Genomic DNA, 16,279 nt, shown 5'->3' on the forward strand with positions numbered 1-16,279 from the left:
CGTCAGCCATAGACCTGTGCCCACCTCCCACTACCGCGTCAGCGGTTTAGTACAAGATATGTTATCAAGAGCAAGAGGTTATGCCGAGTATGGCGGGCTGTCGGCCGGTTGGCCTGAGTGATCGCCCGAAATTTCTCGGCATAACCAAGTGCAGCATGACGCATTTCCTCCCTATGTACCATTGCGAACTTCGCTGAGCATCGCGATGAGTTTGTCAGATGGGGGGCGAAACTTTCCAGGCTTGATGGAGGGCGACATTTGCGCGCTCAGCACTGCAAGCTTCTCCGCCGGATCCACGCGCAAGTAGGCCTCAGTGGTCGAGATGCTGGCGTGTCCGAGCCACAACGCTACCTTCCTGATGTCACCTGTGGCAGCGAGCGTATGCATCGCACAGCTGTGTCGTAGAACGTGTGGCGTCACGTGCTTGTCCAGCAGCGAAGCATGCGTCTGAGCGGCGACTGCCACGTGCTGCGCAAGCCGATGAGCGAAGCCATCCCGGGACATTGGTCTCCCGTTGCGGTTGAGAAACAACTCAGGAGTCGGCGCCGTGGGGCGAACCGCAATCCACGCTCGCAGGACAGTCTGGGTTTCGCGCCACAGCGGTAGTACACGTTCACGGCGACCTTTGCCGAGAATCCGCACCGTAGCGAACGATCGATTTGGAAAATCGTCAGTGCGCAGCGACAGCAACTCCGAAACCCTCAGACCCGCTGCATACGTAAGATGCAACATTGCTCGATCACGCGTGCCGCTGATGGTGTCAGTGCGCGGTGCGGCCAATAACGCCTCGATCTCTTCTCGGGTCAGGTAATCGATCAGTGCGATATCCGTCCGCTTCTGAGGCAACGCCCGGATGCGCATTACCTGGTCGAGACAAGTTGGAACTTGATACTCAAGATAGCGAAAGAAAGCCCGGATCGCAGCAAGCCGAGCGTTGCGTGTACGGGCGCAGTTGCCGCGACCAATCTCTATGTCGTCGAGGAACTTGCGCACGAGATCCGGAGAAAGGTCTTCAACGCAAAGCTCACTCGGACGGCGGCGGAGCCGATTGGCCGCAAACCGAACCAGCAGTGAGAAGCAGTGGGCATAGGTTGCGACGGTATGCGGACTGGCATTCCGCTCGCGCGGCAGGTGCTCCCGCAAGAACGCGGTAAGGTGCGGTGCCAGAGTTGTCATGACATCTCTCCCAAGAATAAATGCTCGCTTGCCTCAGCGATGTGGTTCAGCAGAACCGGCGTCGCTTCTAGATACCAGTAGGTGCTTGTGACGTTGACATGCCCGAGGTAGGTGCTGAGTGCCAGCATGTGGTTGGCGACCACGTGTCGATCATGCACACAGGATTCCAGCGAACGTACTGCAAAGGTATGCCGTAGGTCATGAAGGCGAAGCCCTCGCGTCGGACTGGGTGGGCGCAACTCTAACTCTCGGACTAGCTGGACAAATACGCGACAAACTGTGGATTTATCTGGAGAGCGGCCGGTCGTGACCACAAATAGATCGTCAACATCGGCGGCGCATTTGTTGCGAATAGCAAGGTAGCGGCCCAGTGCCAGCCGTGTCGTGAGATGTATCGGGAGGAGTCGACTCTTGCCGAACTTGCCGCCGCGAACGACAAGGCCTTCCTCGTTGAGGTCGCTGCACTTGAGCGCCAAGGCCTCGGATATGCGCAAACCGGTGGCTGCCAGGAGGCCGAACAAATGATGGTATGTGTGCGGCCTGATCGAATCTTTGGGCGACAGTTCGAGTGCGGCCTCCATGATGGCGCGGACGTGATGAGAATCAAGCAGGTGCGGCGTCGGGCGTGGCAGTTGACTGGGTCCGAACGCCCCGACCGGAAGAAGCTCATGACGTGTGTCTTCGACATGGAGAAAGACACACAAGCGTCTGATGGCATTGAAGAAGGTACTTGCCTGGGTTGGTGTGGAGGCAATCCGGCACCAATCGAAGACCCGTTGGGTCAGGATATATTGATCACCGTGCTCCTCAGCGTAGCGGGCGAACTGCAGCAAAATCCGGTACGGCGCATCAAACTTAAGGCCGAAACCACGTTGCATGGCAACGTAACGCTTGACGTCGTCACTCAGCATGATGAGTCTCCTGGCCATGGCTGAGCAACACGCATAAGCATGTCGATATCGGTCTTGGCATAGATCGCCGTCGTGTCGGGCGAGCGGTGACGAAGGATTGCGCCCACCTGCTCCAGGCTGCAGCCAGCTCTCACCATGGAAGTTGCCAGCGAATGGCGAAACACATGCGATCCTGTCGGGACACCTTCAACACCGGCTCGTGTGCGCGCCTTTGCGACGAGGCAAGCGATCGTCGATGGCTTCAAGGACCTGAACGGTGCGTGAACACGTAGGAACATGTGATCGTCACGTGCGGGCGGGCGAGCATGCTCGATATAGGCCAACAGTGCGTCACCTGCATCTTGCGGCAACGGCAAGTGTGACACCCTGCGGTTCTTACTGCCGACGCGCAGACGCCCATTCCTCCAATCAATGTCTGCCAGTCGAAGTTGGCAAACATCTCCAGCTCGCAGCCCGAGTCGCGCCAAGAGGAGCATGATCGCGCGATCCCGCAGGCCCACTGGCGTGTTTAGATCGCAGGATGCGATGATCCGCTCGATGATTGGTGGGCTGAGGAACCGCGGGAGAGCGGCATTACGTGGTCGTCGTGCGCAAGGGACGGCATACACAAGTTCGGGACGGCACGCGTCGTTGGCCACGAGGTACCGGAGATAGGTCCGCAACACTGTCGCAGTCAGCTGCACCGACTTGTCAGATCGACTTGAAGGTTGATGCAGCACGATACTGCGAATCGTGATGGCGTCGTAAGTTCCAGGGTCCGGGGAAAGATCGAACAGCCAACGCGCTGCCTCGGCCAGATAGCGCACAGCGGTCTGCGCAGTGACCCCACACTGGTGGATAAGCCAAGATCGAAAAGCGACAAGACGCGAATCTTCTTCAGTGACACTGCCTTGAGGCAACAGATTGCAGCCACGCAGATATTGAAGGAATGTCACTCCCGCACGGCGTCGTCGAGTCGCGCCTGAATTAGTCAGTGTCCCGTGCTTCCGACAGAGAAAACAACGACAGTTGTGCTTCGCAAAGCGTTCGATATCACAATTGTCTACATCCCGCGCCGGAATTCGCGACAATCGAAGCCAATGGACGAAGTGCTCAGCTCCGGACGAGAGCATGCTTCTGGTTCCACAGCTGTATCCCAAGGCAACGAGATGATTCCCGTAGACTGGGAGCTGGAGGATGATTGGATCAAGGTCATCGGGAATGCGAATCGTACCGCGATCTTCGAGGAAGCTGACGAACCGACGAACATTCGTCATGTACCTAGGTCGCTGAAGCTCTCTTGGGCTATAGCACACGCCACCATGCCCCATGCACTGACATCGATGGCAAGCAAAGCGCTCAACGACGGCGGCATCCACTTGACTGAGTGGAAGGCGATGTCGCTGCAGCCAGTAGAGAAAATGACGAGCAGCGCTGGCGCGGGTTTCGAAGGAAGAAAAGCTGATTTGAGTCTTGAGATACTCGGCCAGAAGAACAGCGCTATCGGTCGTCACGCGACGCGCGGGCGTCGCATCCGACGAAGCATATGAGCGGACTGTCATGTTGACCCCTTTCGACTGATGACGAAGGGATTATTGTTATACCGAGCGATTACAGGGATCACTCATGGCAGCCGGCGGGTGACCCGCCATACTCGGCATAACCTCTTGCTCTTGATAACGCCTGTGGTTTGACGCCGCCCAGACGTGGCAACGCAACCCGGCGCAGCTGCGCGACGCGATCACGAACAGCGAGATCGATGTGTCCAACAGCAACCTGGTTGCGTTCGTCACGCTCGACGCGTATGAGGCAGCAGGCGGTCATGTTCGTCGGGACCTCTTTAGCGACGAGCAGAACGCCGGGTATGTAACCGACGCAGAACTTTTGCACCGTCTGGTCGCAGAAAAGCTGGTTTCTGTCGCGCAGACCTTGAGCAACGAGGGCTGGAGTTGGGTCGAAACACGCGTGCGCCGTGACTTTGGCGAAATGGCCCGCTTTGGCCGGTTGCCGTCGGCGTCGCGCGAGTACACGAAGAAGGAAAAGACCGGGCTTCGCGCGCTGAAGAAGGCGAGCGAACAGGCCGCAGCGGAACTGAACGCGTACTACGACGCCGAAGACGAAGCCGAGGACGACGCCCGCCGCGGCGTACTGGAAACCGCTGCGGACGCCGCTTCCCAGGCGCTGGACGACTTTGCTGAACGCCTCGAAATCTGGAGCGACGACCAGAAGGCGCGTGCCGGTGCATTCGTGACGCTCGACCATGACGGCAATGCCGTAATCGAGCGCGGACTGGTCAAACCCGAGGACCGGGCCAGCGTGAACCGCGAAGGTCTGACGGGCGCAGACGAACTGCCAGCGCCAGCAGAAAAGCCGCTGCACGGCAAAGACCTCAGCAAGCGATTGACGGCACACCGCACCGCCGCCGTCCAGATCGAACTTGCGCGGAACCCGGTGGCCGCACTGGCGGTACTGATGCACCGCCTGATCCCGGTTGTGTTCGATGACCGCTATGTCTGCGTCTACGACCAACATGCCGCCGACGTGCGGGCCACATGCTCACACAGCCGCCTGTTGCAGGCAGCGGACGACATGGAAGGCAGCGCGGCATGGAAAGAGATTTCGGCCGAACGCGAAAAGTGGGCCGCGCTGCTGCCGACGCGTTTCAGTGATTTGCTGCCCTGGCTGATGACGCAGAGCGAAGATGTGCTGAGCAACCTGTTCGCTTTCTGCGTGGCCGCGACCGTCAACGGCGTGAGCGAATCGGATGGCGCACACCCGGTGAACGTGCTGATGAATCTGCTGAACGTCGATATGACGCAGTACTGGAAGGCGACGCGAACGAGCTATCTGAACCACGTTTCGAAAGCACGCATCGTTGACGTGGTAGCGCAAGCGCTCTCCCCCGAAGCTGCGGCACCGCTGGAGAAATTGAAGAAAGACGCAGCGGCAGAGACAGCAGAACGGTTGCTGGCCGATGCACGCTGGTTGCCCGAGGTGCTGGTGAGCCGGGAAACGCCTGTCGTATGGGATGACGACGAAGACGAGGAGGAGGAAGCCGCCTAAGCGAGCCGAGCGCCGCGCCCCGGAAGAAGCTGTACCGAGGCGCTGATCGATACCGGCTCATTTTCCAGAATCCCTTTTTAGGCCTTCGGCGCGTCGTTCCCCACGACGCGCTTTTATTTTCCTGGAAGCCCGAAGCCACGCAGACCGCTGCGATATCGCGCGCGCCTGCGCGCCCGGATCGAGGCGCTCTCCCCGCGCCAACAGGTGCGGGGAGAGCGAACCGCCCCGGAGCGCAGCGCAGGGACGATCCGGCTGGGCACCCGCACACTACGCCGGGGTTTGCTCCGCAGCAGCCCTTTCCGCGCTGGACTGCGATTCTGCCTTCTTCTCATTTTCGCGCTCAGCGATGAAAGCATCGCCACGTTTCTTGAGCGTGTGCTGCAAGTCATCCTCAGTCTTGAACTGATCGAGCGCCCACAGTAGCGCGCCGGTCAGTGTGCCGCGATCCACCGGAAAATCAACCATCGAGACGATGCCGCCGAGTTCGATCAGTTCGCGCGTGCGGGCCTTGCGCTGATCCTCGCGCCGCGCGCTCAGCATGCGGGCTGCTTCGGCCTTCATCGCGTCAGCCTTCTGGTTAATTTTCTCCAGTCGGACCAGCTTATCTAGCTGGCGGGACTCCTGTGCGGACGGATTCGGAATCGCGGCCAGTTCAACCAGCAGCGATTGGGTGGCGGTGGGTGACTTCAAACCCTTGATGTACTGGACGTGTTCCGTGAGCCATTCGGCCTTTGCCATCATTTTTCTCCTGGATCAAATTCACGTTGCATCGAGCGACAGCGCAGACCGATCATTCGGCCCCTTCCTGCACGCTATTCCGGTTATGAAAATCACAAAAGCGGGCTAGTAGGCAGGCGCGACCCGGCAGTATCTGGCGAGCAAAGCGAGTCAAAGCGCGCTTCCGCGTTTCTATGCTAGCATAGAAACAGCTTATGATAAGACGAAAGCCAAGCCGCCAATGCCAACGTACCATTTGAGCGTGAAAGCAGGTGGGAAAGCCGCCGCAGGGGAACACGCAAAGTACATTGCGCGGGAGGATCACTACGCCTACATTTCTCGCGGTGGAAAATACGAAGAGCGTGGCGACCTCAAGACGACCGAGAGCGGCAACATGCCAGCATGGGCCGCGCACGACGCGAGCATTTTCTGGCAGGCAGCGGACACCTACGAGCGGGCAAACGGGCGGCCGTACACGGAAATTGAGGTTTCGATTCCGCGCGAACTGGACGATGAACAGCGCGTCGCGCTCGTGCGCGAGTTCGTTGAACACACACTCGGCGAGCGGCATGCGTACACCTGGGCAATCCACAATCCGGCAGCGAGCGACGGACTGGAACAGCCGCACGCGCACATCATGTTCACGGAACGGGTGAACGATGGCATTGCCCGCGATCCAGGGCAATATTTCAGGCGCTGGAATGCGCAGGAACCGGAAAAAGGCGGTGCCGGAAAAGACCGCTATCTGAGCAGCCGGCAGTTTGTTCGCGACGTGCGCGAAGAATGGGCGGTCACAGCCAATCACTTCATGGCACGGGCGGGTATCGAGGCCCGTATTGACCATCGCAGCTACCGGACGCTGGGCATCGACCTGGAGCCGTCCGTGAAAGTGGGCGTCGCGCGCTACGCGGGCGAGCGTGGTGTGATGGCCGGATTGCTCGAAGAGAATCGCCAGCGCGCCTACCGCAATGGGCAGCGGCTGCTCATCAATCCGGCGATCGGTGTCGCCGCGCTGACGATCAATCAGTCCATCTTCTCGCGACGCGACGTCGAGCAGTTCGTCTTTCGCAATACCGACGGTGCCGAACAGTTCCGGCAGGTGTACGCGCGGCTGATGAATTCGAAGGAACTGCTCGCGCTGAAGGATTCCGGTCGCAATGGCGAATGGTTCACGTCGGCGGATCTGCGTGCGATTGAGGTGCGCCTGGTCGATCGTGCTCGCGCAATGGGTCGCGCTGACGACAGCGCAGTGGGCGACACCGCGGTGCGTGAAACGCTTCGCGCGACCCGAAAGTTCAATGCGGGACAGGATGCGGCTTTTGTTGCGCTCGCGGGTGGCGGCCAGCTGGTGGTCGTGAATGGCGCAGCGGGTACCGGCAAAAGCTATGTGCTCGCGGCCGCACGCGAAGCGCTCGAGGCGGACGGACTGCGCGTGATCGGCGCAGCGCTACAGGGCAAGACGGCCGACGACATGCAGCGCGACGCGGGCATCGCGAGCCGGACGCTGCACAGTCTCCTTTCGGGCATCGAGCGCGGCACGGTTACGCTGGATGCGAAAACGGTTCTTGTGATCGACGAAGCCGGCATGGTTGGATCGCGGCAGATGGAAAAACTGCTCGGCCATGCGCAGGTGGCCGGTGCGCGCGTACGCCTGGTGGGCGATGCGTGGCAGCTGCATGCGGTCGCCGCTGGCGATGCCTTCCGCGCAGTGTCGCGTGAGACGGCCGCCTCAGACCAACTCGAGAGCCTGACGGAGATCAAGCGGCAGGACGAGCCCTGGCAGCGCGAAGCAACTTCGGCGCTGGCCCGGCACGATGTGCAAACGGCTGTGTCCACGTATGCGGAACACGGGGGCGTGCAGCTGTATTCGACCGTCGCGAATGCGCGCGAACAGCTGATTGCGCAGTGGCAGGATGATCGCCGGACCCGTCCGGGCAAGACCCAGCTGCTGCTGACGCATACCAACGCAGAGCGCTGCGCGCTGAATGCGGGCGTGCGCGAATTGCAGCGGGCCGCCGGCGAGCTGGGTGCCGAACAGACCGTGCGAGCCGAAGACCGGCAGATCGCGATCGCCGCCGGCGAGCGCATCATGTTCCTGCAGAACGAGTACGTGATGCAGGTGAAGAACGGAACACTGGCCACCGTCGAACGGATCGATGCAGCGGCTGACAGGAAATCAGGCGGCGTCGTGCTGCATGTGCGCCTCGATGACGGCCGGCGACTCGCGGTCGACACGGCGCAATATGGCCATTTCGATCACGGCTACGCGCTCACGGTCCACAAGAGTCAGGGGGTGACGGTCGATCGCACGTATGTGCTGGCCACGAAGAGCATGCACGCCGAGCTGGCCTATGTCGCGATGACCCGGCACAGGGAAAATCTGGTTGTGGCGGCCGGGCGGGACGAGTTTGTGGATGGCGCGGCCCTGATGCGCAGCCTGTCGCGTGCTGACGAAAAATCGTTCAGCGCGCAGCACGAACTGAGACCGGAGCGCGATCATCGGCCTGAGCTGGGCTACCGGCACACGCTGAATCAGCGTCGCGTCGAATTCTCGAATGCGCCGAGGCCCCGACGGGCCGAAATGACGCTCGGCCGGGCCGTTGAACAGTATGCCGACGCGCTATACGTCGCGTCGACCGCGAAGGGCGACGGCAGGCCGCTGATGGCAAGGGAGCGCGCTGCCCTGAAACGGGCAGGGGCAGTACTTGATCGGCGCGACCTCACGATGCGACGCGAAATCCGTTACGTGGTCGAGCGGGACGATCGTGCCTGGCGGGCACTCGTTGAACTCAGCGGCGCCGAGCGGGCAGTCACCCTGGTGAATGAGGTCGCCGCCGCGCGGGCGCGGCAACGGGGACCCAGTCTACAGACAACTGAACGTACGCCACCTGGATCGCGTAGCGGAACGGCCGGACTGTTTGCTGAGATGACGCGTGAGGAACGGCAGGATCGTCGTAACCCATTCAGGGCGCCGCTGCGTGAGGCGGCTCGTCAGCCAGTCGCGCGCGACAGGTCATCGGGGCAAAGCACAAAAGACCGTGGTCGAGGCGGGCCGGAAATCGGTGATTAACTTCGAATATCGGAATCACTGAGTGAGATCGAAACCACGTGATTTGCGTGAATCCTCAATTCAGATCCGATCCATTACCCCGGCGAGGCTGGGACCAGGTCAATCTCTCGCACAGATGAACTGCGCAGAGGAGGTGGCTTTCTGCATTATTAACATTGGAAATGAAACGATTTGAATAATCGCACGGTTTGCGAGCCGAGCCTGATCGGCGTCACTGGGTTCAGGTCATGACCCGCCGGTTTTCACGATTGAATTCGTTGAACTGGTTCGCTCCAATAAACGCAACGCTGATTAGTGATGTTATCAGGATTGGAATGGCGAAAAAATGGGTTGTGTCGCGTTAAGGATGATGGGGTGAGAAAGCATCTTCAATCAAGAGGACTGCTTATATCGCGAGAGAATAGAATTGCTCTGCAGCAGTCGATGCAATACCATCGTCATGCATCTGTCCCTTGCGGATCATGTGCACAATCTCGATGCCGGACAGGATGATGCGCGCGCAGCGAAAATCCTTGAATCCCATCATCGGTTTGATGATGCGTTTGACGGCGCGGTGGTCCTGCTCGACGATGTTGTTCAGGTATTTGTTTTGCCGGATCTTGATCGGTGTTAGCCGCTCAACATTTAACGCTTCCAGGGCGGCCAGGTTAGCGCCGCTCTTGTCCACCGTGATCGTTTCGGGGTCGCCGTTCCGATCAATCGCTTTGTCGAAGTAACGCTGGGCTGCGGCCTTGTCACGATGGGCGCACAGCAGGAAATCGACCGTATTGCCCGCCTTCGACGGCGCGATACAGAAATTTCCATTGGCCCTTGATCTTGACGTAGGTTTCGTCGACGCGCCAGCTCCTGCCCACCGGGCGTTTGCGGTAGCGAAATGCCTTTTCAAACACCGGTAGCAGCTTGATGTCCCAGCGGTGCACGCTCGAATGATCCACCTCGATACCCCGCTCGGCCGTCCTTCGAGGTTACGCAGGCTCAGCGAGTACGCCACATACCAGCGCACGCACAGAAGTATCACATCCAGCGGATAGTGCAGTCGCTTCAGTACCTTGCCAATGCCGGTGGGCAACGCCTTGCGTGGCGTCTTCGTCTTTGCCATCATGCTCGTCATGCGTTGTGATTCTACCGATTCCACTTCTCCGCGTTAGCGCGACAGAGCCTTTCATAACCTCAAGCTCCCGAACCGCCCGGTGCGGGCCCGCATTCCGGGCGGTGTGGCAGGGGCACGGCCTCATGGCCGTCCCCTATGCCGATTTCTGAAGCGGAATATCGGATCCGATGGCGGAAACTGATTGTCGCGGGAGGTCATCAAGCGCGGGCCGAGGTGCACACCTGTCAGAGCGAGCGAGATCACATTGCGCTGGCGACATTGAGCGAAATACTTTTTCCGTATCGTTCTGCCGTCGTTGCCCTTAACCTTTCGTCATCTTGTTCAGAGTGCTGGCGCGTCCATTACCGGCACTCAATAAAACCCGGAGACGAAGGCAATGTTGACCGATTACGATCTGATAGTGCATATAAGAGAACTCAATCGCATGACGGGCGCGCAGCCGCCACGAGACGACGGTGTTGCCGACGCAAAAATACGTGAGTTCGAGCGTGCCCATCTCGTAGCGCGTTCCTGGTCGCTATGGTTAAAGGCCTTTCGCGCTGTCCTGCTCCGGCCGCTGCGCGCGGTGAGGTCGTCCAGTTCCTAGTCGGGTAGCCGCCCGCAAAACCTACAGCCGGATCCGCTCGACCTCGTCCAGCGTGATGTCGTCGCGCCGCCGGTCGTAGAGTTGCGTGGTGCGCTCGACGGGTGGTTGGCCATCGCCGCGGCGTTCCCTAGCGTGCCGCCGCACTTCATGTACGCGGTGATGCCGGCCGCCCGGAACGTATGGTTGCCGATGGCCGTGCCGATACCCGCCGCGAGTGCACGGCGCCGCACCATCGCGTAGGCGTTCGCCTGAGGTAGTGGCGTGGCGCTGAGCAGGCCGGAGCCGCGCCGGATCGTGCGGAACAGCGGCCCCCTCGGATCGTCGCCGATGCCGGTGCCGTCGGGGTGTGCATGCAGATACGCTTCAAGCGCGTGATGGCACGGCATCTCGTGCCGTTTGCCGCCTTTTTCGCGCAGGTGCAACTACAGCCGCCGGTGCTGCACATAGACATCCTCGATCCGCATCGCGAACACCGCCCCAACGCGGGCGAACGAGAACACCATCGGCGCGCGGTCGCGTAGCCCGACCGGCGAGCTCCACATCGATACTGTCTTGATGCTCTGCCGCTCCGTTATACCGCGCGTTAAACCGGTTTCTGGCTGTGGTAGTGCTCTTCGTACGGTTGATCATGCGCGAGAATTGCCCACATTGTTCGCGCCATCTTGTTGGCCAGCGCTACAGTCACTACGTTTAGCGATCGACGCTTCTTCATCTGCTCGATCCATTCGTTTGGTTTCTTTGAGTGAAACAGCACGCTGCGGGCACCGTGGATGAGTAAGGTTCGGGCATAAGTGTCGCCCCTCTTGCTAATCCCCAGAAGTTGAACTTTCCCTCTCGAACCCGTCTGCCCCGAGACAAGGCCCAGCCATGCCGAGAATTCACGACCTGATCTGAATGCCTTGGCGTGTCCCATAGTCGCGACCGCCGCCGTCGTCGTGAGCATACCCACCCCAAGTATGGCGGCGATCGCTTGGCATGCCGCGTGTTGCCTCATCCAGTCCTGCAAGCTTCGTTCGATGTCGACGATCTGCCGGTCCAGATCTGACAGGCGACTCCATTGCTCACGAAGGGTATCGATGAGTATTGCTGGCAAGCGGTCAACCAGCTTCCCAAGGACGCCTGGCATCCCCCTTGTCCAGCGCAGCCCGGCTCTTGCCAATCACTTCGCCGTACTCAGTCAACAAGCCCCTCAGGCTGTTGATCTGCATCGCTCGGGACTTCACGAGTTGCTGCCGCATACGATGCATAGCCAGGACCGCCTGCTGTGCCTCGGTCTTTACTGCGACCGCTTTCCCTGGTTGCTGCAGTGCCATCCAGATCGCCCGGGTACCTGCTACGTCACTCTTGTTTCCTGCCACGAACGCCTTGACGAACTTGGCCGGCATTCTCTTCACGTGATGCGCACCACCGTAGGCTTCCATTCCGATCAGACCAGGCGCGCGATTCGCGAAGTGTTCGAGAAACGCCGCCCGCTTGATCTGATCGCAAACAATTTCGCCGGTTTCGAGCTCGACCCAATGAAGCTGGAAGACGTTCTTCGCGATATCAACACCGATTGCCGAATGCGTCATCTCTGATTCTCCGGTTCGCATGTCTGGACACTGATGATCTCCCGTCTCGAAGGGTTGCCTGAATCTGGCCGCGATGCCCGACGTCCACACGGCTGTCAGCGGTGGGTGGGGACCGTTCACTTCATTCCATGATACCTTTGTGGACACAGTCACATTTGTGCCCCGGGACAGGGCCATCGCACGAAGCGGCGTTAACAATCAAGCACTTGCATGAGGGGCTTGTAAACAAAGGCAGACGCTCGTTAACCATCGTTTTTGTGTGGCGAAACGATGGACGACGACATCCTGAGTATTGAAGAAGCCTTCGGTATTTTGAAAGATCGGCGCAGCCGCACGTCGGCGCACGATCTAACCGAAATGCTGATGGTGGCGTTGTGCGCGATTCTCTCGGGAGCAGATAGCTGGATCGGCATTGAGCTATGGGGACAGGCAAAGCTGGAGTAGCTGCGCCGCCACATTCCGCTGGAACAGGCATTCCTTCCCCTTGACACGTTCGGGCGGGTATTCGCGGCGCTCAATCCGAAGCAGTTCGAAACATGTCATCCTCTGGATGAGCAGCTTGTGCCCGGTGCTGGCCGGTCAGGTGGTGGCGATTGACGGCAAGACCGTACGCGGCTCGCATCAGCGTGGCCAGCGCGCGATCCATCTGGTTTCAGCTTATGGCAGTGGACTGGGCATGGTACTCGGGCAGGTGCGCACGGCCGACAAAAGCAATGAAATCACGGCGATCCCGGAACTGCTGGATGCCTTGCTGCTCAAGGGCGCGATCGTCGCCATCGATGCGATGGGCTGCCAGAGCGCGCTCGCCGCGCGCATCGTGAAGGCCGGGGCCGACTATGTGCTCGCGGTCAAAGGCAACCAGCCCTCGCTTCTCACGCACATCCGCACGACACTCGAGGCCATCGAGCGTATCCCGGCAGCTGAGCGCGACGTGTTCATCACCGAACACCGCCAAGTCGAAAAAGGCCACGGACGCATCGAGACGCGACAGTGCATCGCCAGCGACATCCTCACGCGCTGGCAGCAGCCGGCCCTGTGGCCCGGCATGCGCTCAATCGTGATGGTGGAGGCCACCCGCGAGATCGGCGACAAGGTCACGACCGAGCGTCGCTTTCACGTTTCCAGCCTGCCGCCCGACGCCGCACATATTGCGCAGGCAGTGCGCTCCCACTGGGGCATCGAGAACGGTATGCACTGGTCAATCGATATGACCTTCGGTGAAGATCAGTGCCGGGTACGCGTGGACCACGCCGCACAGAACTTCGCCATCCTGCGACGCATCACCATGAACCTGCTACGGCAGGATCGGACCGCCAAAGGCGGCCTCAAGATCCGACGTATGCTCGTCTGTGCAAATGACAAATATCTCGCTCAACTCCTTGGTTGGCGTGACGTGGGCGTTTAACGTTCATGCAATGGCCCTGTGCCCCGGGAAAGCATGGCGTCGCCTTCATCAGACGTCTATACCGTCACGGTCGGACGGTTACTGACAAAAGCATCCTCGCCGCCGACATCCTGATTGATGACAATATTCGCCACTTTGCACGGTTCCAAGGGCGAGGCGTACTTGTTTCCGCACCCTTGGCTCTACCGGGCGTCAAGCTGGGATGAGGGCGCAGCGCTCCTGGCCAAGTGGGAGCCGTCGGCGCGAAAAGGTTAGCGGGCACTTGAATGTCCACGTAGGGTCGCAAACTGCGTTTATATCATCGCGTCGAAGCCGACCATAACACACTCGTTATTGGCGTCACATCACATTCAAATTTCCCCGCCATTTATCTCTGAAATTCATAGATCTGACCGAGCTGTTTTCGGCTTCCCGCTCAACCATGTACCGAACCCTCGTTCATCAGCCAGAAGGGACTAGCGCGGCCTCGATAGGTCATTACCCCAAAATCTACGTCAGGCGACGTCCGCCGGGCTTAACCGACTTCTCTGTTCCATTGCTCCCCAGCCCCCTAATCTGACTTGTTGTTTCGTGGTATTTCATGTTCGCGTTGCCGGTCCTGCGCGTGAGGCGAGGTCGGCCTTTTCATGCCGTCAGGCAGCCCTGTGCTTCACGCACCGGCTCGACCACGACGCGCACCGGGAATAGTTTCCGACCTTTTACGCCTTGCCACTAGCTGGAGCGGACTCGCCCGCCAGCAACCGGTTGATTTGGCCGACAACCTAATGTGAGGTGATCAGCGTAGAGCACTCGTACTGGCGGTTCGGGCCCTTGTGACGCGGGCACCAGAAAAAATCCTGGTGATCAAACTGGTGCCGCACATCGTTCCAGCACCCGTGCAGGTATGCACGTTGAACACCCGGTACGGTGTCTGGAACTCGTTATAGGGCAGCGTGAAGCCGCTGATCATCACCACCGGCGTGCGGCATGCCCACGCCAGCCACGCCAACCCGCTGGACATCCCCACAAACGCCGAGGCGTGCTGCAGCAGCGCCACCCGTTCGGCCAGCGGCCGGTTGCCCGTAAATCCTCCGCACCCGGCGGGCAGCTCGTCCATGCAGGTGCCTGACCGTGCAGATCTTCCCGGTCGATGCACAGCACCCGGTAGCAGCGCGCCTTGAAATGCGCGATCACGCCGCGCCAGCCCGTCGGGTTGTTCCACTTCTTGCACTGCGTGGAGGCCTGGACCGCAATGCACACATAACTCTCGGCGATCGTGCGCGGGGCACGCAGCGAGAGCTGCGGGCGCAGCTCCGAGTCGTCCACCCCGAGAATGTGGGCGGCCGTGCGATGCAGCCCCACCAGCCGGAAGTCCATCGGCTGCAGGTCGTTCTCCGCGTCATCGAAGAAGAGCCCCATGCGGTCGCTCGCGTAGTACTCGCCTGCCGCCTGCACGTCGACGTGCTTCAGTTGCGGATAGCTGCGTGCAAACAGCGACGCAACGGTTTCCGCCATTGTGTAGACCACCTCGCACCCGTGCTGCTGGCGAAACCGCTCCACGTACGGGAACCACGCCAGGATGTCACCCAGCGTACCCATCGGGAAATACACGCACACGCGCTGGCTGGCCAGGTTCATGTCGTGCTCGAAGACCGGCTTCTCCTCACCCTTTTTCCACACCCGAATGCCAAAGCGCACGTAGAACTTCTTGCTGCTTGTCACCATCCCATTCGGCAATGTCGGTACGAAACAGCACGTTGCCACTCTCCAAATCGCGCAACTCCACACGCCATTCGCCTTTGGGCAGCAGCACACGTACGCCATCGTTAAAATCGTAGCGGAGCCCGCACGGGCCCATTCGCGTCGGCATCACCACCTGTGTCACGCCAGGCTGACCCGCGGCAGGCCGCTTCACCAGCTTCTGCGCGGCAGGCTTCTTCGTCACTGACTGGAAGTTCACGGTCTGTTTCATGGCTTCTCTCACGTAGGGGCTCACCTGTCGCGAAACATCCGGCAGGAAACTTGAGTGAGCTTCCGAAAACCTCGATCGACGGCACGCCCTGCGGACAGGAATAGTCAGGGCGCTGATGGTCTGAATGCGAGACGCATGATAAACGTCAGTGTCATGCAGCGGGACAGCGCGACACGATTTGAAATAACTTGGGGTATCCCCTGCCATTCGTCAAAGGAGTAGCGGCATGCGCAGAGTGGGGCAACTCGGCTGTCTCAGAAACCGGCCCTTCACATCTCACACCGCTTAAGCGATGCACTCGAAGACCACACAGGCAGGACGTTCGTGCCGGTCAATCAACGCGAAGCGATATCGGCGTCCACTTGCTCTGTCATCCGAATGAATCCCCTGCACGGCTCCTGACGGATCACTGGTCGAAGAACATCCGCGCATAGAGCGATGTGTCGGTGTGAAACGCTTGGGGCTTACCGTGCCGGAGGACCTTGATGGCGCCCGCAGATTCTTGCGACGCGCTCGTGTGTTTCAAGAAGAAGCGACCCTACGTATTCCCTTTGCCGACATGCTCACAAGGCACGACGCGCTTCCATCGCGAACCGGAGACGGGCCGTCCTCGTCATTACGCAATGCGTGTCATGGCAGGGCACGCGATGCTGGTTACGTTTTCCGCGATGAATTCCGGGTTCGCACGGCTTTGTTCAGCAGGGTCCTTGCGCGGCGGCCTGGGAGCGGGTAGAAAGAG

At 60.0% G+C, this 16,279-nt stretch carries 12 protein-coding genes and 3 pseudogenes; 5 read left to right on the top strand and 10 right to left on the bottom strand.

From position 1 onward, the window contains the following. Window positions 1–171: 171 nt before the first annotated feature. Genes M0D66_RS37355 through M0D66_RS37365 form a run of 3 tightly spaced genes read right to left on the bottom strand, consistent with a single transcriptional unit; the run spans window position 172 to window position 3,022 of the window. Window positions 172–1,176 carry a tyrosine-type recombinase/integrase gene (locus M0D66_RS37355; protein WP_266212887.1) on the bottom strand — a complete coding sequence of 335 codons (1,005 nt, stop codon included), beginning with the start codon at window positions 1,174–1,176 and terminating at the stop codon, window positions 172–174. Continuing rightward, window positions 1,173–2,087, bottom strand: coding sequence for a tyrosine-type recombinase/integrase (locus tag M0D66_RS37360; protein WP_266212888.1), 915 nt, complete (start codon window positions 2,085–2,087; stop codon window positions 1,173–1,175). Before M0D66_RS37360 ends, M0D66_RS37355 begins: the two co-directional genes overlap by 4 nt. After that, window positions 2,081–3,022: a tyrosine-type recombinase/integrase gene (locus M0D66_RS37365; protein WP_266212889.1), complete on the bottom strand. Its 942-nt coding sequence runs from the start codon at window positions 3,020–3,022 to the stop codon at window positions 2,081–2,083. Before M0D66_RS37365 ends, M0D66_RS37360 begins: the two co-directional genes overlap by 7 nt. 144 nt (window positions 3,023–3,166) lie before the next feature. On the opposite strand from M0D66_RS37365, the gene M0D66_RS37370 reads away from it, so the two are divergent. Both M0D66_RS37370 and M0D66_RS37375 read left to right on the top strand, forming a co-directional pair. Beyond that, window positions 3,167–3,616: a hypothetical protein gene (locus M0D66_RS37370; RefSeq protein WP_266212890.1), complete on the top strand. Its 450-nt coding sequence runs from the start codon at window positions 3,167–3,169 to the stop codon at window positions 3,614–3,616. A gap of 211 nt (window positions 3,617–3,827) precedes the next feature. Then, window positions 3,828–5,129, top strand: a complete 1,302-nt coding sequence (locus tag M0D66_RS37375; protein ID WP_266212891.1) for a hypothetical protein — start codon at window positions 3,828–3,830, stop codon at window positions 5,127–5,129. A gap of 267 nt (window positions 5,130–5,396) precedes the next feature. Here the strand turns inward: M0D66_RS37375 and M0D66_RS37380 are convergent, their stop codons facing one another. After that, window positions 5,397–5,867: a conjugal transfer protein TraD gene (locus M0D66_RS37380; protein WP_266212892.1), complete on the bottom strand. Its 471-nt coding sequence runs from the start codon at window positions 5,865–5,867 to the stop codon at window positions 5,397–5,399. A gap of 220 nt (window positions 5,868–6,087) precedes the next feature. Between M0D66_RS37380 and traA the strand changes: the two genes are divergently transcribed. Further along, window positions 6,088–8,916, top strand: coding sequence for a Ti-type conjugative transfer relaxase TraA (gene traA / locus M0D66_RS37385; RefSeq protein ID WP_266212893.1), 2,829 nt, complete (start codon window positions 6,088–6,090; stop codon window positions 8,914–8,916). Window positions 8,917–9,301: 385 nt separating this feature from the next. Here traA and M0D66_RS37390 read toward each other — a convergent pair. The 3 pseudogenes from M0D66_RS37390 to M0D66_RS37400 form a co-directional block, all read right to left on the bottom strand. Next, window positions 9,302–10,015: pseudogene (locus tag M0D66_RS37390) on the bottom strand (IS6 family transposase). Window positions 10,016–10,634: 619 nt separating this feature from the next. Beyond that, window positions 10,635–11,179: pseudogene (locus tag M0D66_RS37395) on the bottom strand (tyrosine-type recombinase/integrase); the annotation flags it as partial. A gap of 17 nt (window positions 11,180–11,196) precedes the next feature. Then, window positions 11,197–12,184: pseudogene (locus M0D66_RS37400) on the bottom strand (IS110 family transposase). A gap of 270 nt (window positions 12,185–12,454) precedes the next feature. Between M0D66_RS37400 and M0D66_RS37405 the strand changes: the two are divergent. Further along, on the top strand, window positions 12,455–12,628 hold the full coding sequence (locus tag M0D66_RS37405) for a transposase family protein (protein ID WP_266212894.1): 174 nt from the start codon (window positions 12,455–12,457) through the stop codon (window positions 12,626–12,628). Window positions 12,629–12,734: 106 nt separating this feature from the next. Further along, complete coding sequence (locus M0D66_RS37410; protein ID WP_266212895.1) at window positions 12,735–13,589, top strand: ISAs1 family transposase; 855 nt, start codon at window positions 12,735–12,737, stop codon at window positions 13,587–13,589. Between the two features lie 775 nt (window positions 13,590–14,364). On the opposite strand, the gene M0D66_RS38050 is transcribed toward M0D66_RS37410, so the two are convergent. From M0D66_RS38050 to M0D66_RS37420, 3 genes are read right to left on the bottom strand one after another with little or no spacing between them, the layout of a single operon-like run. Further along, entirely contained in the window at window positions 14,365–14,637 is a 273-nt protein-coding gene (locus M0D66_RS38050; protein ID WP_266212898.1) for a glycosyltransferase family 9 protein, read from the bottom strand. Then, the gene (locus M0D66_RS37415; RefSeq protein ID WP_266212896.1) at window positions 14,538–15,332 is read right to left on the bottom strand and encodes an autotransporter strand-loop-strand O-heptosyltransferase; all 795 of its coding nucleotides are present in this window, start codon (window positions 15,330–15,332) and stop codon (window positions 14,538–14,540) included. Before M0D66_RS37415 ends, M0D66_RS38050 begins: the two co-directional genes overlap by 100 nt. Continuing rightward, window positions 15,232–15,540: a hypothetical protein gene (locus tag M0D66_RS37420; protein WP_266212897.1), complete on the bottom strand. Its 309-nt coding sequence runs from the start codon at window positions 15,538–15,540 to the stop codon at window positions 15,232–15,234. The genes M0D66_RS37415 and M0D66_RS37420 overlap by 101 nt, the downstream gene beginning before the upstream one ends. Between the last annotated feature and the right edge of the window lie 739 nt (window positions 15,541–16,279).

Source organism: Paraburkholderia sp. SECH2 (assembly GCF_030464795.1).
GTDB classification, from domain to species: domain Bacteria; phylum Pseudomonadota; class Gammaproteobacteria; order Burkholderiales; family Burkholderiaceae; genus Paraburkholderia; species Paraburkholderia aspalathi.

Coding starts and splice junctions, on each gene's coding strand:
- M0D66_RS37405 (WP_266212894.1), top strand. CDS start 12,455: ATGGACGACGACATCCTGAGTATTGAAGAAGCCTTCGGTATTTTGAAA.
- M0D66_RS37370 (WP_266212890.1), top strand. CDS start 3,167: ATGGACGAAGTGCTCAGCTCCGGACGAGAGCATGCTTCTGGTTCCACA.
- M0D66_RS37420 (WP_266212897.1), bottom strand. CDS start 15,540: ATGAAACAGACCGTGAACTTCCAGTCAGTGACGAAGAAGCCTGCCGCG.
- M0D66_RS37410 (WP_266212895.1), top strand. CDS start 12,735: ATGAGCAGCTTGTGCCCGGTGCTGGCCGGTCAGGTGGTGGCGATTGAC.
- M0D66_RS37360 (WP_266212888.1), bottom strand. CDS start 2,087: ATGCTGAGTGACGACGTCAAGCGTTACGTTGCCATGCAACGTGGTTTC.
- traA (WP_266212893.1), top strand. CDS start 6,088: ATGCCAACGTACCATTTGAGCGTGAAAGCAGGTGGGAAAGCCGCCGCA.
- M0D66_RS37380 (WP_266212892.1), bottom strand. CDS start 5,867: ATGGCAAAGGCCGAATGGCTCACGGAACACGTCCAGTACATCAAGGGT.
- M0D66_RS37355 (WP_266212887.1), bottom strand. CDS start 1,176: ATGACAACTCTGGCACCGCACCTTACCGCGTTCTTGCGGGAGCACCTG.